We start from the raw sequence: 24455 nt of genomic DNA on the forward strand, positions 1-24455 counted from the left end.
CGAACTTGCCCGGTTCGCGATCGATTTCCCCGAACCGGCGGATCACAAACCTCGTGCGGCCGAGATCCGCCCGATCACGGAAGTGGCAGTTTTCACCACGGCAACCGTGGGCACCCGGTGGCCATGACCACGATTGCGTCGCCGGCCACGACTAGGACGATCCCCTCGGATCCGATCCCCCAGCCACCCGTGCCCACGCCACCGCCACCCACTCCGCCACCGATCCCGGATCCGGAACCACAACCCCACCCTCCCGGACCTCAGCCGCCGTCGCCTGAACCGGTCCCCGGGCCGGGCCCGGATCCGATCCCACCGGCACCGCCGCCTGCCCCGGGACCTCCGGTGCAGAGTGTGCCCCGGTGAGAACGTCTCTGCGGGACAAGGCTTTCGATGAGTAGTTCGATCGCGGACGCGGCTAACCCGCGAGTCTCGCGGGTCCCACGCACACGCTTTCCACGGCTTCCCGGACCGATCCGAATCGGAGGAAGCGGTCCCGCAGCCCCGCTACGGTGAGCGGCCGGATCACACCACGACCTCCCGGCACGAGAAGCATCTCGACAGCGCTGCGCTCGGCACGGATCTTCTCCACCGCCAGCGCTTGCACCCCGGAGAGACCCAGAAACTCGACGTTGGTCAGATCCACGATCACCGAATGCGACGCTTCTGCAACCCCGGCTTCGATTCGGTCCGTGAAGGTTGGCCACCGCGGGTTCGTCGACGTCGCCGGCGACACTGACAACCGTGATTCTCGGCGAGCGCCGCTCCCGGACACCCAGGCAGACATCGAGTGGGTCGTAGCGACGCGTCTGTATGTGCACGGCTGACCTCCGTGATCGGTTGCGCGTGACTGCGAGCCCCTGAAACGCAGCGAACTGTCGGTTCCATGTCACTCCGGTAACCCGCCCGTCGCGGCGCTCGGCCGGCGGAACGATCAGGGGCAACCCCCTTCTCTTCCTATCACGAACGCTGCAGGGGTGCTCGTCACAGAATCAGACCGGCGATCACGATCACGATCACGAAGATGACGGACCCACACCAGCCGGTCGGGCACCGTGTCGGTGCGCGCGTCCACCGCTCGAGACGTGCGACGCTGGGGAGAGTGTTCTTGCGAGAGGAGACCGCACGTGAGCCCAGGACGATCGAGATTGCGGCATCCTCGCCGGCTGCTGCGCGAGGTCGACGCCGAGTTGATGGCCCGTAGTGCCGGACTGAACCCCTCCCCGGCGGACCGGGGCCTGCGGCATCTGAGCCGCGCAGCCAACCACAGCAAGCTCTGGTGGGGTGTATCCGTGGTGCTGGTGGCCGCGGGTGGTCGACCACGCCGGGCCGCGGTACGTGGGCTCCTGGCGGTGGCGGGCGCCAGCGCATTGACCAACGGACTGCTCAAGCCGATCCTCCCTCGGCATCGGCCCGACCTGACGAACCTGTCAGTTCTGCGACGGGCCCGGTCGCTCCCCCGCTCGTCGTCGTTCCCCTCCGGCCATTCGGCGGCCGCGGCCGCGTTCGCCACCGGTGTGGCGCTCGAGTCCCCCGCGGCAGGCGTGGCGGTGGCCCCGCTGGCCGCGGCCGTGGCGTATTCGCGGGTGCATGTCGGCGTGCACTGGCCGTCCGATGTCGTCGCCGGAGCCGCGGTGGGGGCGGCGGTCGCGCTCGCGACCAGACGATGGTGGGCGGTGCGCACCGACGAGCCCGCCGAGCTCGGACCTGCCCTCGACGGGCCGCCACTTCATCAGGGACTGGGACTGCTTGTCCTGGTCAATCCAGGTTCCGGCGGCAACGACGACGATGTCCTCGGCCGGATCCGGGACGAGCTGCCGAAGGCGTCGATCGTCGAGATGGATCCAGACCGCGACGTCGGCGAACTGCTCGACGACCGGATCGGATCCGAATCCCCGACCGCACTCGGTGTCTGCGGCGGCGACGGTACGGTGATCGCCGCCGTCGATGCGGCCCTGCGCCATGACCTGCCGCTGACGGTGTTCCCCGGGGGCACCCTCAACCACTTCGCCCGGGACGCCGGCGTCGCCGACGTGCAGACCAGCGTCACCGCCCTGGAGAAGGGGCGGACTGCGCTCGTGGACGTCGCCGAAGTCGCCGTCGGCGGCGCCGACCCGCGGCCGTTCGTCAACACCGCCAGCCTCGGCGGGTACCCCGACTCGGTGCGGCTACGAGAGAAATGGGAACCGCGCCTCGGCAAGTGGCCTGCGGCTGCCGCCGCGATGATCAGGGTGCTGCGCACCGCCGAACCGATCACCCTGACGATCGACGGCGAACAGTTCGACGTCTGGATGCTGTTCGTCGGGAACGGCCGCTACTCACCCGGCGACCAGGTTCCGATGTCGCGTCCGGATCTGCAGGGCGGCATCCTCGATGTGCGGTACCTACGCGCCGACGTCCCCCTGTCCCGCCTTCGCCTCGCCGCCGCGGCGGCGACCGGAACCCTGGGCGGCTCCCCCACCTACGTACGCCGCACCGTCGACGCCGTCGACGTCGAGGTGCGTGGTGCCGCCGTCGCGCTGGCCACCGACGGCGAGGTCGTCGGCGAGGGCACCACTTTCCGATTCGTAAGCAAGCCGAAGGCACTGACCCTGCACCGCTGATGCGGTCGAGTGCCTCCGGTGCGATGAGGTCCAGGCCGAATCCGAGTCGATACAGGTGAATCCCATCGATCCAGGAGGACAACCATGCTCGACCTTCGACCCGCCACGCACGCGGTCGCCGGTATCGTCCGAGGTGTCCGTGACGACCAGCTCAGCGCCCCGACGCCGTGCCGCGAGTACACCGTCGCGGATCTGCTCGACCACATCGACGGTCTGGCCCTCGCGTTCACGCTCGCTGCCCGGAAGCAGCCACTCGAGGTCGGTCCGTCCGGGCGCGGAGACCGGCTCCCCGACGACTGGCGCGACCACATCGCGACCCGGCTGGACGAGCTCGCGCAGGCGTGGCGGGACGAGGCCGCATGGTCCGGAAACACCCGCGCCGGCGGGGTCGACCTCACCGGAGGCGAAGCCGGTCGCGTCGCGATGAACGAGGTCGTGGTTCACGGCTGGGACGTGGCCCGCGCGACCGGACAGTCCTACCTCGTCGACGACGCCTCGGTGAACGGGGCGCGGGACTTCGTCGCGCAGTTCAGCGGTCCCGGCACCGAGGAGGCGCGCAGCGGGCTGTTCGGCCCGGAGGTCGCCGCCCCCGCGGATGCCACGCCGCTCGAGCGACTGATCGCACTCACCGGCCGTGACCCGCGCTGGACCGGATAGATCACGCCTGGCGCGGGTGTCGGGGCGAGGCGGGTAGCCGGAGGACGACCACAATGACCCTGTGGATCTCACCCTCATAGCCATCATCGGCGTAGCCAGCATCGTTGCCGTATCGGCCTTCTCACAGCGTCTGGGTCTGGCCGCTCCCCTGAGCCTGGTCGTCGTCGGAATCGGACTGAGCTTCGTCCCCGCGGTGCCCGACGTGGACGTCGAGCCGGAGTGGATCCTCGCCGTGGTCCTGCCTCCCCTGCTGTACTCGGCAGCGGTGACGATGCCCGCGCAGGACTTCCGCCGGAACTTCAAGGCCATCAGCGGGCTGGCGGTGCTGTTGGTGCTGGTCACCACCGCCGGCGCCGGCGCGCTGTTCCACCTGCTGATTCCCGACCTCGGGTGGGCGACGGCGTTCGCGCTCGGCGCCGTTATCAGCCCGACCGACGCCGTCGCCGCGACGTCGGTCGGCCGCAAGCTCGGCCTGCCGTCCCGGCTGCTGACCGTCCTCGAGGGCGAGGGCCTGGTGAACGACGCGTCCGCCCTGGTGCTGCTGCGGTCGGCGATCGCCGCGATGGCGGGTGCGGTGTCGCTGTGGCACGTGGCCGGCGACTTCGTGTTCTCGGTGGTCTTCGCCTCGGTCGTCGGCGTCGTGGTCGGTGTCGTCAACGTCCGCGTGCGGAGCTGGATCAACGACACGGTGCTCAACACCGCGATCTCGTTCGTGGTGCCGTTCGTCGCTTTCGTGCCCGTCGAGGAGTTCGGTGCCTCGGGCGTGCTCGCAGTCGTCGTGACCGGACTTGTCACCGGGCACCTCAGTCCCCGCTTCCTGCGTGCCCAGGACCGCATCACCGAGGAGATGAACTGGCGCACGATCGCCTTCCTCCTCGAATCGGCGATCTTCCTCATCATGGGCTTGAGCCTCGAACACCTCCTCGACGAGGTCCAGGACGCGGGACTGCCGTCCGGGCAGGGCCTGCTGTTCGGTCTCCTCGCCTCCGCCTTCGTCATCGCCGCGCGGATGATCTTCGTGGTTCCGCTGGTGGCCGTGCTCCGCCGGGACGAACGCCGAGCAGCGGCGAGGGCACCGCGCATCGAACGATGGCAAGAACGTCTGCGTGACCTCGACGACGTGGAGAGGCTGAGCCCTGGCCGCAAGGCACTCATCCGCCGCCGCGTGACCCGAACCAGCGCGGACATCGACTTCCTGCTCACCGAGACCCTCGGCTGGCGGGGCGGAGTCGTCCTCGCGTGGTCCGGGATGCGCGGGGCCATCACCCTGGCCGCCGCCCAAACGCTCCCCCACGACACCCCGTACCGCGCCGAGTTGATCCTGATCGCATTCGTCGTCGCGGTCACCACCCTGCTTCTGCAGGGGCTCACGCTGCCGTGGGTGATCCGCTGGGTGAACGTGCCCGCGGACGACACGGCCCGGCTGCGCGCCGAGTACGGCAAGCTGCTCGAGGAGCTCGCGGACGCGGCGGAGGCCGCCCTCGCCGACGCCCCGCAGGAGACCGACCCGGACGTGCTGGCCCGCGTCCGCCAGGACAGCCTGATCGGCAAGCGCGAGGCCCGGGGCGGGTCCTCCCCCGATCCCGAGCACGATCTGCGCCGCGAGGAGTACCTGCGCGTGCGTCTGGACACCATCTTCGCCGAGCGCGCCGCCCTCCTCCACGCCCGCTCCCGCGGTACGTACAGCTCCCAGACCCTCGAGGCGGCGCAACGCCGACTCGACCTCGAAGAGACGCGCCTCGAGGCGCTCGGCGAGCAACAGGCCCACTGACCGCGCGCCCCGAGGGCCCGCCCCCTCGGGGCGGGTTATTGGTCGGCGAGGTTTGCCGGGTTCGAGCCACCCCTACTGCCGATAAGCTGCGTTATGACATTATTTTGCGGGCCGCGTCGGGGATCTGGAACATATCAGCAGGTCAGACGTACAAATATCGGCGAGGAACGTCCTGCCGCACGGATGGCGGAGAATGACCGTCATGAGCAGGACTGCACTCGTCTGGTTCCGGCGTGATCTGCGACTGACCGACCTCCCCACCCTGCTGTCCGTCGCCGACGACGGCGACTCCGCCGTGGCCCTGTTCGTTCTCGACGACGCGCTGCTCCGCCCCTCGGGCGCGCCGAGGCGCAACTTCCTGATCGAATGCCTGCGCTCCCTCGACGAGGACCTCGGCGGCCGGTTGCTCGTCACCACCGGAAATCCGACTGCGGTGGTTCCCGCGCTGGCGCGGGAGTTCGACGCCGCGTCGGTGCACGTCACCGCCGACTACGGCCCGTACGGCACCCGGCGGGACGACGCGGTCGCGGCCGCACTGGGCGACGTCCCGCTCGTCGCGACGGGCTCCCCCTACGCGGTGGCGCCCGGCCGGATCCACAAATCGGACGGCACCGCGTACAAGGTGTTCACACCGTTTCGCCGGGCCTGGCTCGAGCACGGCTGGCGCGCTCCCGCCGCCACCGGACCCGACACCGTCGACTGGATCGACCCGGAAGGTGTCGCGGCGCGGGTACCCGTGCCGCCTCCGCACGACGGGGACGGCCCCCTCCTCCCCCGCGCCGGCGAGGACGCCGCCCTGCAGCGCTGGGCCGACTTCCGGGACGGCGACCTGGCCGCGTACTCGAGTGACAGGGACCGTCCGGATCGCGACTCCACGAGCCGCCTGTCGCCGTATCTGAAGTTCGGCTGCATCCACCCCCGCACCGTCCTGCACGACCTCTCGGGTCGCTCCGACGAGAGCGCGACGACGCTGCGCAGCGAACTCGCCTGGCGCGATTTCTACGCCGACGTCCTGTTTCACCGTCCCGACACCGCGCGCGGCAACTACAACCCGCGTTTCGATCACATCGCCTACGACACCGGCGTGGACGCCGATCGCGCGTTCATCGCATGGGCCCAGGGGCGCACCGGGTTCCCGATCGTCGACGCGGGCATGCGGCAACTGCTCGCCGAGGGGTGGATGCACAACCGGGTGCGGATGATCGTCGCGTCGTTCCTGACGAAGGATCTGCACCTGCCGTGGTGGCGGGGCGCGCGCCACTTCATGACGCACCTGGTGGACGGCGACCTGGCGTCGAATCAGCACGGCTGGCAGTGGACCGCGGGCTCCGGTACGGATGCCGCGCCGTATTTCAGGGTGTTCAACCCGACCGCGCAGGGCGAGAAGTTCGATCCGACGGGCGACTACGTGCGCCGCTGGGTGCCCGAACTGCGCGCAGTCGCGGGCAAGCGGGTGCACCGCCTTCCGGACGGTCCCCCGGACGGCTATCCGCACCCGATCGTCGATCACGCGCACGAGCGGCTCGTCGCGTTGGAGCGGTACGGGCGGATCAGCGGTCCGAGCTGACCCGTCCGAACGGCGGTCGGTACCGAATTCCCGGAACGCACGATCGGAAGGAATTCGCATGGGAATCGAGTACGCGAGCACCGTGACCGCGCCTCGCCGAGAGGTGTTCGACTGGTACGCCAGGCCCGGCGCGCTGCACCGTCTGCTCCCGCCCTGGCAGCCTGTCGGGGCGATCTCGGAGGCCGGTTCGCTCGCCGACGGCCGCGCCGAGTTGTCGTTGCCCGGTGGCCTGCGGTGGATCGCCCAGCACGACGCGTCGGCGTACGACCCACCGCGCCGGTTCGTCGACCGGATCGTGCGGGACGGCCCTGCCTCCCTACCCGCCGGGATGCTGGTGCCGTGGCGACACGTCCACACCTTCGTGGAGGTCGACGCCCGGACCACGCGCGTGGTGGACGGCGTGGAGACACCGGTACCCGCGTCGATGCTCCGCCAGATGTTCGCGTACCGGCACCGGCAGCTCGCGGACGACCTGGCCGCGCATCAGGAGGCCCGAGACCGCGGGACCCGGCCGATGACCGTCGCCGTGACCGGCGCCTCCGGTCTGGTCGGGTCCGCGCTGACCGCCTTCCTGAGCACCGGTGGGCACCAGGTGCTGCGCCTGGTGCGTCGGGCGCCGCGGAGTCCCGACGAACGTCAGTGGTTCCCCGCCGCACCCTCGCCGGATCTCCTCGACGATGTCGACGCGGTCGTGCACCTGGCGGGTGCGTCGATCGCAGGCCGGTTCACCGAGGCACACAAGGCCGCGGTCCGGGACAGCCGGATCGAGCCGACCCGCCGGCTCGCCGAACTCGCCGGCACGGCCTCGGACGGACCGACCGCCTTCGTCTGCGCCTCCGCGATCGGCCTCTACGGGTACGACCGCGACGACGAACCGCTCCGCGAGGACGCCGGCAGGGGCTCCGGATTCCTCGCGGACGTCGTCGCCGACTGGGAGGCCGCGACGTCGCCCGCCTCCGACGCCGGGATTCGGGTGGTGCGGGTGCGCACCGGCATCGTGCAGTCTCCCCGCGGCGGGACGTTGCGGCTGCTGCGACCGCTGTTCGCCGCCGGCCTCGGCGGCCGCGTCGGTTCGGGGCGCCAGTGGCTGTCGTGGATCGACCTCGACGACCTCGTCGACATCTATCACCGCGCACTGACCGATCCGCGACTGTCGGGCGCGGTGAACGCGGTGGCACCGGAGCCGGTCCGCGCCGGGGAGTACGCACGGACCCTGGCCCGGGTGCTACACCGCCCCGCGCTGCTGCCGGTGCCCGGATTCGGGCCGCGGCTCCTGCTCGGCGCGCAGGGCGCGCGGGAGTTGGCGACCGCCAACCAGCGGGTGGTGCCACAGACCCTGCTCGATGCCGGCCACCGGTACCGCCGCCCCACGCTGGAGCCGTCGCTGCGTCACCAGCTCGGGCACATCGCGGAGCCGACGTGACCGCGCCGCTGCGCATCCTCGTCACCGGCGGGACCGGATACATCGGCGGCCGATTGGCTCCGCGCCTGGTCCGGTCGGGGCATCGGGTCAGGGTGCTCGCGCGGACGCCGGACAAGCTCCGCGACGTGCCGTGGGCCGACGACGTCGAGGTGGTGCGCGGCGACCTCGACGACCCCGAGTCGCTGGCGCGGGCATGCCGCGACGTGGACGTGCTGTACTACCTGGCGCATTCGATGGGTGGTCGGGGACGGTTCGAGGACACCGAGCAGCGGTGCGCCCGCAACGTGGTCGCCGCCGCCCGCGATGCGGGAGTGCGCCGGATCGTGTATCTCGGCGGGCTGCACCCGGACACGGGCACGCTGTCCCCGCACCTGCGATCCCGGACACGGGTCGGCCGGATCCTGCTGGACTCGTCGGTGCCCACCCTCGTCCTGCAGGCCGGCGTCGTGATCGGATCGGGGTCGGCGTCGTTCGAGATGATCCGCCACCTGAGCAATCGATTGCCGGTGATGACGACGCCGCGTTGGGTGAACAATCGCATTCAGCCGATCGCGGTCCGCGATGTTCTGCACTACCTGGTGGGCGCGGCGACGGCGCCGTTGCCGCACAGCCGAACCTACGACGTCGGCGGTCCCGACATCCTGCGGTACGGCGAGATGATGCAGGTGTACGCGCAGGTCGCCGGGTTGCGGCGACGGCGGATCCTGGTCCTGCCGGTCCTCACGCCACGGTTGGCCGGGCTGTGGGTGGGCCTGGTCACGCCGATTCCCCCGAAACTGGGTCGCGCGCTGATCGAGTCTGTCAGCACGGACGCGGTGATGCGCGACCACGAGATCGACTCGGTGATCGCGCCCCCACCGGACGGGTTGACCGGCTACCGGGAGGCGGTGCGCCTGGCACTGCGCCGGATCGAGCGTGGCGACGTCGAAACCACGTGGGCGAACGCCTCGCCCGTCGGTGCACCCGCCGATCCGTTGCCGTCCGACCCGGAGTGGGCCGGCGATAACGCATTCGTCGACGAGCGACACATCGACTGTCCCAGCGACCAGGCGTCCGTGTGGTCGGTCGTCGAGGCGATCGGCGGGGAGAACGGCTGGTACTCGTTCCCCCTAGCGTGGTCGGTGCGCGGCTGGCTGGACCGCGCGTTCGGTGGGGTGGGGCTGGTGCGGGGGCGCCGTCATCCGCGCACCCTGCACACCGGCGATGCGCTCGACTTCTGGCGGGTCGAACGCATCGAGCGTCCGGTGCTGCTGCGGTTGCGGGCGGAGATGCGCGCCCCCGGACGCGCGTGGCTCGAGTGGGACCTGACCACCCTCGGCCCGGATCGGACCCGGCTCCGGCAGCGTGCGGTGTTCCTGCCGAAAGGTGTGGCAGGACGGCTCTACTGGTATGCGCTCGTGCCGTTCCACCGAGTGATCTTCGCGGGGATGCTGGAGAACATCGCCGGCGCCGCCGGGCGGAGCGCGTCACCGCACGGCGGCTCCCCCCATCGGGAGCCGCGTCACCGGCCCGCGCACCGGTCCTGAGCCCGTTCCGGGCCCGCGCGCGGAATGGACCGACCGGTCCGGGAGGCCTTGCCAGGAACTCCGTCGAGGCGTTTGACTGGAACGCGGACCCGAGGGCGTGGCACGGCACACGATGTCGACCGCGGCCCGCCGCGACGAACGTTCCATCGAGGATGCGTCATGCCCACTCATCGAGCAGTTCACGTCCAGTCCCCCGGCGGCGCGTTGACCCTGACCGAGGTCGAGACGACGCCACCCGAACGGGACCACGTCCGCATCGCCGTCTCCGCGTGCGGAGTCTGCGGCACCGACCGCGCGTTCGTGGGTGGCGCCTTCCCGGACATGACGTGGCCGCTGACGCCCGGTCACGAGATCGCCGGAACGATCGCCGAACTCGGCCCCGGCGTCGACGACCACGCCGTCGGCGACCGCGTCGCCGTTGGCTGGTTCGGCGGCCACTGCAACGAGTGCGTGCCCTGCCGCCGGGGCAGCTTCATCCACTGCGAGAAGCTGCAGATTCCCAGCTGGCAGTACCCCGGGGGTTACGCCGAGTCGGTGACGGTGCCGGCCAACGCGCTCGCCCGGATCCCGGACGAGCTGTCCTTCACGGAAGCCGCTCCGATGAGCTGCGCGGGCGTCACCACTTTCGATGCTCTCCGGAAGACCGGGGCGGCGCCCGGCGACCGGGTCGCGGTCCTCGGGATCGGTGGGCTCGGCCACCTCGGTGTGCAGTTCGCCCGGGCGATGGGCTTCGAGACGATCGCCATCGCCCGCGGTGGCGACAAGGGCGAGGACGCCCGGCAACTCGGCGCCCACCACTATGTCGACTCCACGGAGGGCGACGTCGGTGCGGCCCTGCGGAAGCTCGGTGGCGTGTCGGTGGTCCTCGGGACCGCGGCGAACTCGACGGCGATGGCCGACACGATCGGCGGCCTGCAACCCGAGGGTGAACTCGTCGTCGTCGGCGTCACGGCCGACCCCCTTCCGATCAGTCCGCTTCAGCTGATCCAGCCCGGGCTGACCGTGACCGGGCACCCCTCGGGTACCGCCCGCGACGTCGAGGAGGCGATGGACTTCGCGGCCCTGTCCGGCGTGCGGGCCCGGATCGAGGAACGCCCCCTGGCCGAGGCGGCGGACGCCTACGCCGCGATGGCGGAGGGCCGGGCCCGCTACCGCATGGTCCTCACCACGCGGTAGCGGCGGAGGTGCCGGGCCGTCAGAGGGTGCAGAGGGGCCGGATGTCCGCGAGCCCGGTGCTGGTCGGCGAGGTCAGCATCAGGCACGAGTTGTAGCCGTTCGCCTCCACGACCTGCCGGATCTCGTGCCAGCGGCCCGGGTCCGCCACGGGACTGCGCGACAGGACGAAGCCGGACAGCCGGGTCGGGTCGCCGACCAGCGCCCACGAGTAGTCGCCAGCGAGGTGGGCGATCAGGTAGTTGCTCGGCCCGTCCGGGTTGTCCTGCCCCGGTACCGACGGGAACGACACGTGCAACTCGGCCGGGCCGTTGACCCGCGCGTTGCCCACGATCCCGCGGCGGGCACCGGTGACCGTGGTGCACGAGTTCTCGACCCGCACGTCCCGATCGTCGACCGCGCTGTACCGGGCGGTGGTGTCGCGCACGCAGTCCAGGTTGAACGGGGCGGGATTGGCGGCCAGCTGATGCCACGTTCCCAGGTAACGCGTCAGGTCGACGCGGTCCACCGGTGTCAGGGGGCCCAACGGGGCGGCTGCGGTCGTCGACCCCGGCAGCACGACCGCCGCCGCGGCGGCACAGGCCACCGCAACGGTTCGCATCGTCGATCTCATGAATGTCTCCTCGCTGTCGTCTAGTGGGGGGATCGGCTACTGGGGCGACAGGACCGAGTCGATCAGGTACACGGTCGCATTCGCGGTCTGGATGCCGCCGCAGATGACGCCCGCCTGATTGACCTTCCAGTCGTCGCCGGATCCGGTGACCTCGACTGTGCCGCCCTGGACCGTAGTCTGGGTGCCCGCGATGTCGGCGGGTGCGATCCGGCCCGGAACGACGTGATAGGTCAGGACATTGGTGAGGGCGGCCGCGTCCGTCTTCAGGGTCTCGAGAGTGGCCGGGTCGACCTTCTCGAAGGCCGCGTCGACAGGGGCGAAGACGGTGAACTGGCCGCCGTTGAGGGTGTCGACGAGGTTGACCTGCGGATTGAGCTGACCGGACACCGCCGCGGTGAGAGTGGTCAACATCGGGTTGCTCGACGCTGCGGCGCCCACCGGCTCCTGCGCCATGCCCTCGACCGAGCCGGGGCCGGTGGGGACCTGCTCCGCGTAGGCTGCGCAGCCCGGTCCGACCAGCGACGCGGACTGCGCGTTCGGCATCGCCGAATCCGTTGCCATCGGCTGCGTCTCGGAGGTCGCCGGGGACTCCGGCGCCGAAGACGTGTCGTCCGAGGAACAGGCGACGGCGCCGAACAGGGCGATCGCCCCCGCCCCGACCAGCGCCAGATTCTTGCGTGTGCTGATTCCCATGATGTGGGTCCTTCCGTGTGGCGGCGGCCGAGGTGCCGCCGACGAGGTTGTGTCGGCTGCGATTCGGGGCCGCTCCGGACCCGGATGGGTCGCGCACCGAGAAAATGTCCGACCCATCCGGACCGGTCCCTGTTCCGAACACCGGTCATGACGACCACTTCGCGTCCCCGCGGTCCGGCGCCCGTTCCCGAACCGCCCGAGCGAGCCGGGCGACGTTCGGTGGCGGTGATCGGCAGCGGGATCGCCGGACTGGCCGCGGCTCACGAGCTGGCCCGACGCGACCGGGTGACGCTGTTCGAGGCGGACGACCGGCTTGGCGGTCACGCCCACACCCACACCGTGGATCTGGGCGCCGGCAGGCGGGTCGACGTGGACACCGGGTTCATCGTGCACAACGACCGCACCTACCCGACCCTGTGCGCACTGTTCGACGAGCTGGGCGTCGCCACCCAGGCCACCGACATGTCGATGTCGGTGCGCTCGGACGCGAACGGCCTCGAATACGCCGGTGGAAAGGGGATTTCCGGGCTGCTGCCGACCGTGCGCACCGTCGGCCGCGGCCGGTACCTGCGGATGCTGGGCGAGGTGCCGCGCTTCCACCGGGCGGCGCGGGCACTCCTCGACGACGGACCGGCGGAGACCGAGGAGACTCTCGGGCAGTTCCTGGACCGGTTGAAGTTCTCCCGGTACTTCGTCGATCACTTCACCATCCCACTGGTCGCGGCGGTGTGGTCGTGCGACCCGGACGACGCGATGCGGTACCCGGCGCGCTATCTACTGACCTTCCTCGACCACCACGGCATGCTCACGGTCTTCGGGTCACCGCCGTGGCGAACCGTCACAGGCGGCTCGGCCCGCTACGTCGAGAAGATCACCGCCGCGCTCGACGAGGTGCGCACCGGCACACCGGTCGAACGCCTCGTCCGCAGCGGCGGCGGCGTGGTGGTCACGGCAGGCGGTGCGCCGCGCCGCTTCGATGCGGCGGTGGTCGCGGTACACCCGCACCAGGCGCTGCGCCTGCTCGCCGAACCGACACCGGCCGAGTCCGCTGTGCTCGGCGCGATCACCTACTCGACGAACCGGGCCCGGCTGCACACCGACGAATCGGTGTTGCCCCGCGCCCGGGCGGCGCGCGCGTCGTGGAACTACCTCGTTCCGAGGGCGGGTGAACGGGCACCGGGCGTCATCGTCACCTACGACATGACCCGGCTGATGCGACTGCGCGAGGCCGGAGGTCGGCGGCTGCTCGTGACCCTCGGCGGCGCGGACCGCATCGACCCGTCGACCGTGCTCGCGGAGATGACGTACGAACATCCGCTCTACACACCGGAATCCGTGGCCGCGCAGCGGCGGCTGCCGGAACTGGACTCCGACACCGTGGCGTTCGCCGGCGCCTACCACGGGTGGGGCTTCCACGAGGACGGCGCCGCGTCCGGAGTGCGCGCGGCCCGCCGGATCGGCGCCCTCGACGGCATCGCGGTGGGAGCGCGCGCGTGAACACCCCAGCGATCTACCGCACCCGGATCCGCCACGTACGCGCCGGCCCGATCCGGCACGCCTTCGACTACCCGGGCTACAGCTGGTTCGTCGACCTGGACGAGTTGCCCGGTCTGCCGGTGTGGTTGCGGCCGTTCGCCCGATTCGACGTGCGCGACCACTTCGATCGGTCGCCGGCGCCGGGCACCCTGCGGGCCGGACTCGACGCGGTTCTCGTCGACGCCGGCATCGATCCGGGCGGCCTGCGGGTCACCGCGCTGCTCGGTGCCCGCGTGCTCGGGCACGCCTTCAACCCCCTGAGCCTGTATTGGTGCCACGACCGCGACGGCATCGTCGACTGTGTGGTCGCGGAGGTCCACAACACCTACGGCGGCAGGCACAGCTATGTGCTGCGCCCGGATCCCACGGGGCGGGCGGAGGCGGCGAAGGCGTTCTACGTGTCGCCGTTCAATCCGGTGGCGGGCCACTACACGCTTCGGGTCCCGGAGCCTGCGGAGCGCCTCGCGATCTCGGTGACCCTGCACCGGGACGGGCACGCACCCTTCGTGGCGACGATGCACGGGAACCGCGTGCCGGCCACCGTCGGCGGGGTGGCAGGCACCGTGCTGCGGGCACCGCTGGCACCGCACCTCGTGTCCGCGCGGATCCGGATCCAGGGCATCGCGCTCTGGCTGCGCGGCCTGCCCGTCGTCCCGCGTCCCCGGTCGTCGTCCACGGCCACCACGTCCCACCCGAACCCGGAGGTCCTCCGATGAGCGTCACCCGCACCGACGGCGCGCCGACCCTGCCGGGACCCGATCCGGCTCGGTGGCCGGACGTCGCGCGCCGACCGACCGGTGCGATCGCGCGGTTCGGCGCGCCGGTCGCCGCCCTCCTGTTCCGGCGTGCCGTGGCCCGGCTCGACGTGCGGGTCGACTATCCCGACGGGACGGTCATCGGCTCAGGTGATGCGCACGCGCCGCGCATGATCGTGCATCGCCCGGAGGCGTTCGCGCGACGGGTGGCCGCCGACGGGCTGATCGGATTCGGCGAGGCGTACATGGCGGGCGACTGGAGTTCGCCGGATCCCGCCTCCGCGCTGACACCGTTCGCGGCGTCCGCGTCCATGCTGATCCCGGGCGTCCTGCAGGCCCTGCGTCCGCTGGTGGCGCGTCGTCGACCCTCCTGGGAGCGCAATTCGCGGGAGCAGGCCCCCTCGAACGTCTCCCGCCACTACGACCTGTCCAACGACCTCTTCCGCCTGTTCCTCGACGAGACGATGACGTACTCGAGTGCGCTGTTCGACGGCTGGACCCCCGGATGGGACACCCTGGCCGAGGCGCAGCACCGCAAGATCGACCGGCTGCTCGACGCCGCCCGCGTCGGCCCGGGTACCCGGCTGCTCGAGATCGGCACCGGATGGGGAGAACTGGCGATCCGTGCCGCACGGCGCGGCGCGACGGTCCGGTCGGTGACCCTGTCGGCGGAGCAGCAACAGCTGGCGCGCCGGCGGGTGGCGGACGCCGGGTACGCGGACCGGGTGCGGGTCGACCTGCTCGACTACCGCGCGGTGCGCGGCGAGTACGACGCCGTCGTCTCCGTCGAGATGATCGAGGCGGTCGGGTACGAGTACTGGCCGGCCTACTTCGCGGTGCTGGACCACGTGCTGGTCTGGGGCGGACGAGTCGCACTGCAGGCGATCACCATGACCGATGCGCGGATGCGCGCCACCCGCAACACGCACACCTGGATCACCAAGTACATCTTTCCCGGCGGCCTGATTCCCTCCCCCGAGGCGCTCGAGGCCGCCGCCGCGACCACGTCGCTGCGGATCCGGGCGCGGGACCGCTTCGGGGCGGACTACGCGGACACGCTCCGCCTGTGGCGGGAACGGTTCGTCGCCAACGCGGCGGCCGTGGACGCGCTCGGATTCGATGCGACGTTCCGCCGGATGTGGGAGTTCTACCTCGCGTACTCGGAGGCGGGGTTCCGGTCCGGCTACCTGGACGTCCAGCAGATCGTTCTCGCCAAGGACGGAGGTCCGCGATGAGCGCCTGGTCGACCTTCGCGGTGGTCGCGGTGACCTCGCTGGCCGCTGTCGCGGTGGTGCAGGCGGTCGCGTTCGCGGTGAGCCGCCGACTCGACCGCGTCAACGTCGTCGACGTGGCCTGGGGTGCCGGATTCGTGCTGGTCGCACTCGCCGCGGCGGTGATCGGGGACGGCGCAGCCGGGAGACGGTGGCTGCTGTTCGTCCTCGTCGCCGTGTGGGGTCTGCGGCTGAGCGTGCACATGTATCTCAAATCGAAGGGCCGCGGCGAGGATCCGCGTTACCGCGACCTGCTCGACCGCGCCGGGGGCGCGAGTACCCGCACCGTGGTGACCCGGGTCTTCGCGACGCAGGGCGCCGCGCAGTGGTTCGTGTCGCTGCCCCTGCAGGTGTCGGCGGTCCTCGGCCCGACCGAGGGTGTCGGTTCCCTCGCCGTCGCCGCGGGTGTGGCGCTGTGGGTGACGGGAGTGACGTTCGAGTCCGTCGGAGATCGGCAGTTGTCGCGCTGGCGTGGTGATCCCGCGAACCGGGGACGCATCATCGACACCGGTCTGTGGGCGTGGACCCGGCACCCGAACTATTTCGGGGACGCGTGCGTGTGGTGGGGCCTGTGGCTGATCTGCGCCTCGGTGTGGCCGGGCGCGCTGACCGTGGCGTCGCCGGCGTTGATGACGTACTTCCTGGTGTACGCGACCGGTGCGCGCCCGCTGGAGACGACGATGTCGCGGCGCCCGGGATACCGGGACTACCAGCAGCGCACCGCGTTCTTCGTGCCGCGACCACCGCGGCGGTGAGGGTCGTGCTGGACAGGAGCACGGCGGATGCCGCCTTGAGCGCCCGAATACCCGCCGATAGGCTTTCCTGCGATGAGTGGACAAGGCCGATGACCGGCGTCAGCGGGGACACCGACACGCTCGCGGCGCTGCTCCAGCGGGTCGCGGACCGGGACGAGTCGGCATTCGCCCGTTTCTACGATCTGACCCGCGCCCGGGTCTACGGGATGGTGTTGCGGGTGCTCCGCGATCCCGGGTACAGCGAGGAGACGACGCAGGAGGTGTACCTGCAGGTGTGGCGGACGGCCCGCGCGTTCGACGTCACCCAGGGTTCCGCGCTGTCGTGGGTGATCACCCTCGCCCACCGGAGGGCGGTGGATCGGGTGCGCGCCGAACAGTCCGGCTCGGATCGGGAATCCCGGTATCGGGCGAGCACCGTCGAGTCACCGTTCGACAGCGTGACCGAAGAGGTGACGCGGCGTGAGGATCGGCGCATGGTGGTGCGGTGCTTGGGCACGCTGACGGACCTGCAACGCCAGTCCGTGGAGCTGGCCTACTATCGCGGCCTCACGTACCGCGAAGTGTCCGAACAGCTTTCGGCGACGCTTCCCACGGTCAAGTCCAGGATCAGGGACGGGTTGCTCCGCCTCCGGAACTGTCTCGGAGGTGAGCGGCAATGACCGACGATGCGGTCCCCGGTGTCCGGGGCGTGGAACGTGACTGGCTCGAACTGGCCGAGGTGTACGCCCTCGACGCCGTCTCGGACACCGAACGTGCACGGATCGAGGCCCGGCTGGTCACGGCTGGGCCGGCCGAGAAATCCGAGTTCGAAAGCCGCGTCCGCGACGCCCGCGAGACGATGGCCGACGTGGCCGCGGCGACCGCGGTCGAACCACCGGAGCAGCTGCGCGGCCGGGTACTCGACGCGATCGCGGACCGGCCCGATGCCTCACCGAACCCGGCCCCGGTCGATCTGGACGCGCGGCGTGCCGCGCGGCGTCACCGGCTGCGAAACGGATTGCTGGCGGCGGCCGCAGCCGTCGTGGTCGCGGTGGGAGGCGTCGCCGTGGGCTCGCGGATGTGGTCGTCGGAGCCCGCCCCCACGGCGGAGCAGGTGTTCGCCGCCGACGACGTACGCACCTCGTCCGGGTCGATCGAGGGCGGTGGCACCGCCACCGTCGTCTACTCGAAGGACGTGGGCGCCGGTGTGCTGGTGATGAACAACGTCGCCCCGCCCGCGGAGGGCACCGTCTACCAGATGTGGCTGATGAACGATCAGGGCAGCGCCCAGCCGGCAGGCACGATGGACGCGGGCGCCGTGGCCCCGTCGACGACGGCGGTGCTCGAGGGCATCGGCGACGCGACCGCGCTCGGCTTCACCGTGGAACCGCCGGGCGGCTCGACCCAGCCGACCGGGCAGATCTTCGCCGAGTTGCCGCTGACCTGATCATCGGGCGGATCGAGTCGACAACAATCGCCGCTGCCATGCCGGTCGGCTGCCACGACGCGCTGCCAGACGGTCCAGAACGTGACATCGTGAATCCGCCGGAACGACCGCTGCACGACGGCAACAATGTCCGCAGCACCACAGACCGGATCACCGCAGAAGTTCCATAGGGCTTGGAGGTGTGTGATGGCAAGGAAATACACCACGGTAAGCGGAGACACGCTCTTCGCGATTGCGCAACGCTTTTACGGTGACGGATCCATGTTTCCGATAATCACTTCGGCGAACAGCATCGCAAATCCGGACAGCCTGCCGGTCGGTCAGGTCTTGTTGATCCCGGACCTGCCTCGACACTCGGACGTATTCCGGACGCATGGCGACATGATCAGCGAGAGCCTGGGTCGATGCGTACTGCCGGACAAGGTACCGGCTGGAAGACGTCTTGTGATCGAGACCGTGACCGGGATGTACAACGGGGACGAGGAGATCCTCGGCGCTGCCTTTCTCAGCCACGGCGCCGCCGGGACACCGAGGTATGCATTTCCGTGGATTCTGTGTGGCACAGCCTTCGATGGGAAAAGGCGCTTCTTCGCCTTCAACCATTCGGTGAGAATATATGTGGACGGTCCGGCCACACTGCAGTTCGACGCAGCCGGCGGCGCCTCGGTTGGCGGCGGGATATACGACCACCCCGATGGGGAGTACAGCATTTCCGGATTTCTCGAGGGATTGCCGCCTGCATGACTCACGCACAGGAGCCTCGAAGCGACGCAACTGATTCGGGCAGGACCCGGAATCGCTCCCCGAATTTGGGCGATAGGTCGCTTCCACTCGCCCCTGTACCCACATCATCGACCTACCGGCGCCGGACGACGGTCAGGCTCACTGACAACCCCCGTCTGGCCCCGGAAGCCCGGTCAAGACGCCGCAAACGTGGAGGTGGGACAGCTTCCACTCGTTGTCGGAACGCACGAAAGGAATTGGCCCCACCGGATACGGGGCCATGCCGTCGACGTAGCCCTGCCCACTCGCATCGACACGGTCCGGTCCGTCGGGTTCCACGGTGGTGAACTGGATGTATTGGGGCATGGGCAGTGCACCCCAGGACCGCGCGATCTGCAAGGTCTGATCGCTGGGACCGTCCAAGAGTCGCGACCGATCCTCCTCCCGTATCGAGTAGTTGGTTGTGGCGTTGTACAGCGTGGTCAGCTGCTCGGCAGTGGGAACGAGATCGGTAATCGGCGGCGGCGGCGGTGCGAACTGTGTTGATTGGATGAGAACGGTCGGAGCAGGCGATTCGTGGTCATCGACCGGCGAACAGGCGCACGCGGCGGCGATCGCGACAAGAGCACCGGCACCCCTCACGGCTTTCCTCACCATGACAGTGTGCACCGGGAGGCGACCGATTCGGCTCTGATCGAACGTCCACAGCCGGGGCGGACCTTCCCAGGTCAGCACAGTGATCTGCACAACTTCACCGGTCAGCGACAGAGTGCCGCCACGCCCTCACCAGGCGGGCCGCTACCTGCGGCGGTACGGCATGTCTGACCGACACCCGTGACTGCTGCCGAGCCTCTCAGCGGCTGACGGCCTTCTTGTACCGGCGGATCGCGAACGGCACGAACACGATCAGCGTCAGCGCGATCCACAGCAGCGACGCCAGGACCGGGTTCTGCAGCGGCCACGCCTGCGGCGGCGGCATCATCGGATTGGTGTTGCCGAACAGCTCACGCACCGCCTGGGTCAGCGCGGACACCGGGTTCCACTCCGCGATCACCCGCAGGACCGTGGGCATCGAGGACGGGTCGACGAAGGTGTTCGCGATGAACGACAGCGGGAAGATCACCATGAAGCTCGCGTTGTTGAACACCTCCGGCGTGCGAATCCACATGCCCACCACCGCCATCACCCACGACAGGGCGTACGCGAACAGCAGCATCAGCACGTAGCCGGCGATGGCCTCCCCCAGCGACGAGTGGATCCGCCACCCGATGAGCAGGCCCGTCAGCGTCATCACCACCAGGCTGATGACGTTGATCAGCACGTCGGTGGAGGTCCGGCCGATCAGCACCGCCGAGGGCGCCATCGGCAGCGACCGGAACCTGTCGATGATGCCCTTCTGCAGGTCCTCCACCATCCCGAGCCCGGTCCACGTGGCACCGAAGATGACGGTCTGCGTGAAGATGCCCGCGATGAGGAACTCGCGGTAGGACATCCCGGGGATCTCTATCGCGCTGCCGAACACGAACGCGAACAGCAGCACGAACATGATCGGCGAGAGGGTCGTGAAGACGATGAGATCGGGAACCCGCTTGATCTTGATGATGTTTCGCTTCGCGATGGTCAATCCGTCGGACGCCACCATCTGCATCGCGTTCATCGCACCGCCTCCTCGTCCACGTCCACGTCCTGCGCCTCGTGCCCCGTCAGGGAGAGGAAGACGTCGTCGAGGGTGGGTTTGCGCAACGCGACGTCGGTGACCCGGATGCCGGCCGCGGACAGCCGTGCGAGCGCCGCGGCGAGGGTGTCCGCTCCGCCGCTGACCGGGACGACCACCTTCCGGATACCGGACTCGACCTGGATCTCCCCGGCGGACAGCGGCGCGAGTTCGGTCCGCAGGTCGGGTAGCCGTGCGGCGTCCACCAGCCCGAGTTCGATGCGCTCGCCGCCGACCTGGTCCTTGAGTTCGTCGGCGGTGCCGCGCGCGATGACCGCGCCGCGGTCCATCACCGCGATCCGATCGGCCAGCCGCTCGGCCTCGTCCATGTACTGGGTGGTGAGCAGCAGCGTCGTCCCCTGCGCGACCAGTTCGTCGATCACGTCCCACAACGCGAGCCTGGCGCGCGGGTCGAGGCCGGTGGTGGGTTCGTCGAGGAACAGCACCGGTGGCTGCGCGACGAGTGCGCCCGCGAGGTCGAGGCGGCGGCGCATGCCCCCGGAGTAGCCCTTGACCGGGCGGTCCGCGGCGGCGACGAGATCGAACTGCTCGAGCAGTTCCCTGGCCCGGTCGCGGCTGCGTTTGATGCCGAGGTGGTAGAGCCGGCCGACCATCTCGAGGTTCTCGAATCCCGTCAGGTACTCGTCGACGGCCGCGTACTGACCGGACGCGCCGATGCGTGAACGCAGTTCCTGGGCGTCGGCAACCACGTCGAGCCCGTCGACGCGAGCGGTGCCCCCATCGGGAACCAGCAGCGTGGTCAGCACGCGAACCGCGGTGGTCTTGCCTGCCCCGTTCGGCCCGAGCAGAGCGGTGACCGTCCCCGCTGGGACCGTCAGATCGATTCCGTCGAGGGCCGTGACCTTGCCGTACCTCTTGATCAGACCTTCGACGACTATGGCATCGGCCATGAGTCCTCCCCGTGTCCGGTGGTTTCGACTCCCAGTGTGCCCGAGGTCACCGACAGGTTTCGACCGCTGGATCGGCGGGGCCGTCGTGGAAGGCCCGGGCCGCGCGATGCAATTCACCGCTCACCGCGGCGAATGCCGGCTGGGATCCGCTGCCGCGGCGGTAGGCGATCCGGGTCCGTCTGCCGATCGGGAGGGCGGTGAGCACCACACCGTCCGGGACATCGGTCGCCCCGAGCCGGGGAACGAGTGCCACACCGGCGCCCGCGGCGACGAGGCCGAGGACAGCGGCGAAATCGTCGACGCGGTGGGCGACGAGTGGCTCGAAACCCTGCGACTGGCAGGTGCGCACCGTCATGGTGTGGCAGAGGGTGTCCGGGTTGCCGACGATCCACCGGCTCCCGGACTGGCTGCGGACCACATCGGCGGCGGGTACACCGGGGGCGGCGGACGAGGCCAGGTACACGACCTCGTCCAGCAGCGGTTCCAGTTCGATGCCCGCCCCCACGGTGGAGGGGACGTTGTCGTACTCGTGAACCAGCGCGAGGTCCAGTCGGCCGCCGCGAAGAAGGTCCGGCACGTCGGCCGGATCGGCCTCCGTCACCGTCAGCTCCAGGTTCCGTTGGGCGCGAGCGAGTTCCGTCATCGCGGGCAACACGATCGTCCGCAGGGCGGTGGGAAACGCGCCCAACCGAACCGATGCCGACAGGCCGGCGCCAGTCGCGGCGAGCGCCGCTTCGGCGCGCTCGAGGTCGGCGAGAACCACCTCGGCGTGCTCGACGAGCACGACCCCGGCGGGAGTGAGGCTCACCCGACGGCCCGTCCGCGTCAGCAGGGGTTGGCCGGCCTCCCGTTCGAGCGCCGCGAGCTGTTGCGACACCGCGGACGGCGTGTACGCGAGCGCGTCGGCGACGGCCGCGATGGTCCCGCGATGGGCGAGTTCGCGAAGAAGCCTCAGCTTGCGAATGTCGAGCATCAGTTCAGCTTACGGACAGACGAAGGAACAGTAACTGGATCTTGATTGTGCGGACGGTGAGAGTGGGAATATGACCTTCCACCCGTCAGGACTCCTCGTCCCGCTCGTCACGCCCTTCACCGACGGCGGCGAGCTCGCGGTCGCCGACCTCGAACGCCTCGCCCACGACACGATCGAGGACGGTGCGGCCGGGATCGTCGCGCTGGGGACGACCGCGGAGCCGTCCACGCTGAGCCCGCAGGAACGTCGAGAGGTCGTGCGGATCTGCGGCAGGGTGTGCCGCGAACACGGTGTGCCACTGATCGTCGGGGCGGGAGGCAACGACACCGCGGGCACGGTCCGAGCCGTCGAAGAGCTGAACTCGAGCGTCGACGCCGCGGCGGCGCTGACGGTTGTCCCGTACTACACCCGTCCGTCCGAGGCCGGCGTCGTCGCGCACTTCGAGTACGTCGCCGACCGCAGCCCACTCCCGCTGATCGTCTACAACGTTCCGTATCGCACCGGACAGCAGCTCGGCTGGGAGTCCCTGACGCGCCTGTCGCGGCATCCGCGAATCGTCGGCGTCAAGCAGGCGGTCGGCGTGGTGGACACCGACACCGCGCGACTGATCGCGGAAACGGCCTCCTCCGGTCGCCCCGCAGGCTCCGCTCCTGCCAACGTGTTCTCGGTGCTCGCGGGCGAGGACACGCTGGTCTCACCGCTGTTGGCGATGGGCGCGGCGGGCGCGGTCCTGGCGACCGCGAACGTCTGCGGACGCGAGTTCGCCGAGCTGGTCCGGTTGTGGCACGAGGGACGGCTCGAGGAGGCACGCGCGCTGGGAAGTCGACTCGTCGGACCCGCGTCCGCCCTCATGTCCGAACCGAACCCCACGCTCCTCAAGGCCGTTCTCCACGCGCAGGGCCGGATATCGACACCGAACGTCCGGTTGCCGTTGGTTCCGGCCACGGCGCCCACCCCGATCCTCGACGCGCTCCGAGACCTTCGCGCCACCGACGCCATTCCCCGAGACAAGCGCCTGAGCCTGGATCCACCGGTGATGTAACGCCTACTCGCCCAAGGCGATCGGTACCGCCCGAGGCGTCGGGGCGAGTGGCCGGGTCCTGGCCCGCGCGGGGTCGACCTACTTCGGGCACACGTTCGTTTCCGCCGCAGCCGTCCGCGCCGAGCCTGGTTCTCAGGGGACCGAGAGGATGAACCCACAGATCCGGGCCGCGATTGCATCGATCGACGAGACCGCGTGGGGCGGCCGCGGATGCGCGGCACCGCGATCACGTGATCAACATCCCCGCCCGGATCGCATCGCCAGGCCGGAGACTGACGCTGGAATGTCGCACCGCGGAAGCAGGGCGCAACAGATGCACGTCGAAAATCGAGTAGCCGCATACTCGCGCCACCAACGTGCCCGACGACGAACCTCTCAAGTATCGATCGCTCGACGCCGCATCAAGTCCGCCAACAGGAGGGGACATGTCATTCGTACTGATCAAGGGCGCATTCCGAGCCAAGGGGGCCCAGCCTGACGGGGACTCCGTCCGGTTCATCCCGGACGCGCCCGCCGAGTGGGAACTCGTCGGCGGACCGCATCCGGTCAAACGGACCGCTTCTGGGGCAGCGCAGCTACGCCTGGATGGAATCGACGCCCTCGAGACCCACTACACGCCCAAACACGGCACCCGCACCCACCAACCGCTGGGATTGGGGCACGCCGCAGCCGAAGAGCTGCTCGGCTGGCTCGGTTTCACCAACGTCGAACGCAACAGCGCCGAGACGGTCACCGCTTGCACTCCCGATACCGTCAACGGGTTCATACTGACTCGCGGCGCCGATTTGTACGGCCGCTGCGTAGCATTCGTCTGTCGCGGCGCACCTCCCACCACATCCGGAAGCCCTGTGTTCGTCGATACCACCCTGCTGCGCACCACTCTCAACCATCATCTGCTCAGTACCGGGCTGGCATACCCCACCTACTACCGCAACCTGTTTCCCGCCCTACGCAACGAATTCACCGCCGCAGTCGAGAGTGCACACGCCGCCAAGGACGGGGTGTGGGCCGTCGACGCCACCACCAGCGGCGCAGTGATCGACACGGCAACCACCCTCACCGAGGACGTTGTCATCCTGCCGAAACTGTTTCGCCGCCTGGTCGATTACTTTGAGCTGGATCCCGGCAACCTGTCGTTGGCCGGGTTTGCCTCCTTCCTCTCCCAGGCCCAGGACAAGTTCTTCATACTCTCCACTGGGCACTCCACCACCGGACTCGACGCCATCGTCGATGTCCAGGCAGACACCGTCCGCCTCACGCACCCTCCAACTGACCTCGTCTTTGACGAGAAATGAAGGACGGACGCCAATCCAACGTCCTACCTCA

General features: G+C 69.9%; 22 protein-coding genes and 1 pseudogene. 16 read left to right on the forward strand and 7 right to left on the reverse strand.

Annotation, left to right across the window (positions count from 1 at the left end):
- Nucleotides 1–415 precede the first annotated feature (415 nt).
- Entirely contained in the window at nucleotides 416–784 is a 369-nt protein-coding gene (locus ACWEPG_RS05565) for an STAS domain-containing protein (RefSeq protein ID WP_450113651.1), read from the reverse strand.
- A 406-nt stretch (nucleotides 785–1190) separates the two neighbouring features.
- On the opposite strand from ACWEPG_RS05565, the gene ACWEPG_RS05570 reads away from it, so the two are divergent.
- The 7 genes from ACWEPG_RS05570 to ACWEPG_RS05600 all read left to right on the forward strand — a co-directional run bounded on the left by ACWEPG_RS05570 (nucleotide 1191) and on the right by ACWEPG_RS05600 (nucleotide 10720).
- Nucleotides 1191–2600, forward strand: a complete 1410-nt coding sequence (locus tag ACWEPG_RS05570; protein WP_450113705.1) for a bifunctional phosphatase PAP2/diacylglycerol kinase family protein — start codon at nucleotides 1191–1193, stop codon at nucleotides 2598–2600.
- 84 nt (nucleotides 2601–2684) lie between these two features.
- The gene (locus ACWEPG_RS05575) at nucleotides 2685–3257 is read left to right on the forward strand and encodes a TIGR03086 family metal-binding protein (RefSeq protein WP_450113652.1); all 573 of its coding nucleotides are present in this window, start codon (nucleotides 2685–2687) and stop codon (nucleotides 3255–3257) included.
- Nucleotides 3258–3318: 61 nt separating this feature from the next.
- On the forward strand, nucleotides 3319–5028 hold the full coding sequence (locus tag ACWEPG_RS05580) for a cation:proton antiporter (protein WP_452594030.1): 1710 nt from the start codon (nucleotides 3319–3321) through the stop codon (nucleotides 5026–5028).
- Nucleotides 5029–5230: 202 nt separating this feature from the next.
- Nucleotides 5231–6595, forward strand: coding sequence for a cryptochrome/photolyase family protein (locus ACWEPG_RS05585; protein ID WP_450113654.1), 1365 nt, complete (start codon nucleotides 5231–5233; stop codon nucleotides 6593–6595).
- A gap of 58 nt (nucleotides 6596–6653) precedes the next feature.
- A complete protein-coding gene (locus tag ACWEPG_RS05590) occupies nucleotides 6654–8018 on the forward strand; it encodes a TIGR01777 family oxidoreductase (RefSeq protein ID WP_450113655.1) in 1365 nt (454 codons plus the stop codon).
- Nucleotides 8015–9544, forward strand: coding sequence for an SDR family oxidoreductase (locus ACWEPG_RS05595; protein ID WP_450113656.1), 1530 nt, complete (start codon nucleotides 8015–8017; stop codon nucleotides 9542–9544). Before ACWEPG_RS05590 ends, ACWEPG_RS05595 begins: the two co-directional genes overlap by 4 nt.
- Before the next feature lie 159 nt (nucleotides 9545–9703).
- Nucleotides 9704–10720 carry an alcohol dehydrogenase catalytic domain-containing protein gene (locus ACWEPG_RS05600; RefSeq protein ID WP_450113657.1) on the forward strand — a complete coding sequence of 339 codons (1017 nt, stop codon included), beginning with the start codon at nucleotides 9704–9706 and terminating at the stop codon, nucleotides 10718–10720.
- Between the two features lie 19 nt (nucleotides 10721–10739).
- On the opposite strand, the gene ACWEPG_RS05605 is transcribed toward ACWEPG_RS05600, so the two are convergent.
- Nucleotides 10740–11330 carry a lipocalin family protein gene (locus tag ACWEPG_RS05605; protein WP_450113658.1) on the reverse strand — a complete coding sequence of 197 codons (591 nt, stop codon included), beginning with the start codon at nucleotides 11328–11330 and terminating at the stop codon, nucleotides 10740–10742.
- A 36-nt stretch (nucleotides 11331–11366) separates the two neighbouring features.
- The gene (locus tag ACWEPG_RS05610; RefSeq protein WP_450113659.1) at nucleotides 11367–12023 is read right to left on the reverse strand and encodes a fasciclin domain-containing protein; all 657 of its coding nucleotides are present in this window, start codon (nucleotides 12021–12023) and stop codon (nucleotides 11367–11369) included.
- 147 nt (nucleotides 12024–12170) lie between these two features.
- Between ACWEPG_RS05610 and ACWEPG_RS05615 the strand changes: the two genes are divergently transcribed.
- The 7 genes and pseudogenes from ACWEPG_RS05615 to ACWEPG_RS05645 form a co-directional block, all read left to right on the forward strand.
- Entirely contained in the window at nucleotides 12171–13520 is a 1350-nt protein-coding gene (locus tag ACWEPG_RS05615; protein WP_450113660.1) for an NAD(P)/FAD-dependent oxidoreductase, read from the forward strand.
- Nucleotides 13517–14275, forward strand: a complete 759-nt coding sequence (locus tag ACWEPG_RS05620) for a DUF1365 domain-containing protein (RefSeq protein ID WP_450113661.1) — start codon at nucleotides 13517–13519, stop codon at nucleotides 14273–14275. Before ACWEPG_RS05615 ends, ACWEPG_RS05620 begins: the two co-directional genes overlap by 4 nt.
- A complete protein-coding gene (locus tag ACWEPG_RS05625; protein WP_450113662.1) occupies nucleotides 14272–15549 on the forward strand; it encodes a class I SAM-dependent methyltransferase in 1278 nt (425 codons plus the stop codon). The genes ACWEPG_RS05620 and ACWEPG_RS05625 overlap by 4 nt, the downstream gene beginning before the upstream one ends.
- A complete protein-coding gene (locus ACWEPG_RS05630; protein ID WP_450113663.1) occupies nucleotides 15546–16340 on the forward strand; it encodes a DUF1295 domain-containing protein in 795 nt (264 codons plus the stop codon). Before ACWEPG_RS05625 ends, ACWEPG_RS05630 begins: the two co-directional genes overlap by 4 nt.
- An 89-nt stretch (nucleotides 16341–16429) precedes the next feature.
- Entirely contained in the window at nucleotides 16430–16999 is a 570-nt protein-coding gene (gene sigK / locus ACWEPG_RS05635) for an ECF RNA polymerase sigma factor SigK (protein WP_450113664.1), read from the forward strand.
- Nucleotides 16996–17766, forward strand: a complete 771-nt coding sequence (locus ACWEPG_RS05640; RefSeq protein ID WP_452594031.1) for an anti-sigma factor — start codon at nucleotides 16996–16998, stop codon at nucleotides 17764–17766. Before sigK ends, ACWEPG_RS05640 begins: the two co-directional genes overlap by 4 nt.
- Nucleotides 17767–17958: 192 nt before the next feature.
- A pseudogene (locus ACWEPG_RS05645) lies at nucleotides 17959–18105 on the forward strand (LysM peptidoglycan-binding domain-containing protein); the annotation flags it as partial.
- A 543-nt stretch (nucleotides 18106–18648) separates the two neighbouring features.
- Here the strand turns inward: ACWEPG_RS05645 and ACWEPG_RS05650 are convergent.
- The 4 genes from ACWEPG_RS05650 to ACWEPG_RS05665 all read right to left on the reverse strand — a co-directional run bounded on the left by ACWEPG_RS05650 (nucleotide 18649) and on the right by ACWEPG_RS05665 (nucleotide 22087).
- Complete coding sequence (locus ACWEPG_RS05650; protein WP_452594032.1) at nucleotides 18649–19236, reverse strand: hypothetical protein; 588 nt, start codon at nucleotides 19234–19236, stop codon at nucleotides 18649–18651.
- A 106-nt stretch (nucleotides 19237–19342) separates the two neighbouring features.
- A complete protein-coding gene (locus ACWEPG_RS05655; protein ID WP_450113666.1) occupies nucleotides 19343–20146 on the reverse strand; it encodes an ABC transporter permease in 804 nt (267 codons plus the stop codon).
- On the reverse strand, nucleotides 20143–21114 hold the full coding sequence (locus ACWEPG_RS05660) for an ATP-binding cassette domain-containing protein (protein ID WP_450113667.1): 972 nt from the start codon (nucleotides 21112–21114) through the stop codon (nucleotides 20143–20145). The genes ACWEPG_RS05655 and ACWEPG_RS05660 overlap by 4 nt, the downstream gene beginning before the upstream one ends.
- Nucleotides 21115–21160: 46 nt before the next feature.
- Nucleotides 21161–22087, reverse strand: coding sequence for a LysR family transcriptional regulator (locus ACWEPG_RS05665; RefSeq protein ID WP_450113668.1), 927 nt, complete (start codon nucleotides 22085–22087; stop codon nucleotides 21161–21163).
- A gap of 70 nt (nucleotides 22088–22157) precedes the next feature.
- Here ACWEPG_RS05665 and dapA point away from each other — a divergent pair, with 70 nt between their 5' ends.
- Nucleotides 22158–23129 carry a 4-hydroxy-tetrahydrodipicolinate synthase gene (dapA, locus tag ACWEPG_RS05670; RefSeq protein ID WP_450113669.1) on the forward strand — a complete coding sequence of 324 codons (972 nt, stop codon included), beginning with the start codon at nucleotides 22158–22160 and terminating at the stop codon, nucleotides 23127–23129.
- Nucleotides 23130–23554: 425 nt separating this feature from the next.
- On the forward strand, nucleotides 23555–24424 hold the full coding sequence (locus ACWEPG_RS05675) for a thermonuclease family protein (RefSeq protein WP_450113670.1): 870 nt from the start codon (nucleotides 23555–23557) through the stop codon (nucleotides 24422–24424).
- Nucleotides 24425–24455: the final 31 nt, after the last annotated feature.

It is taken from the genome of Rhodococcus sp. NPDC004095 (genome assembly GCF_053604015.1).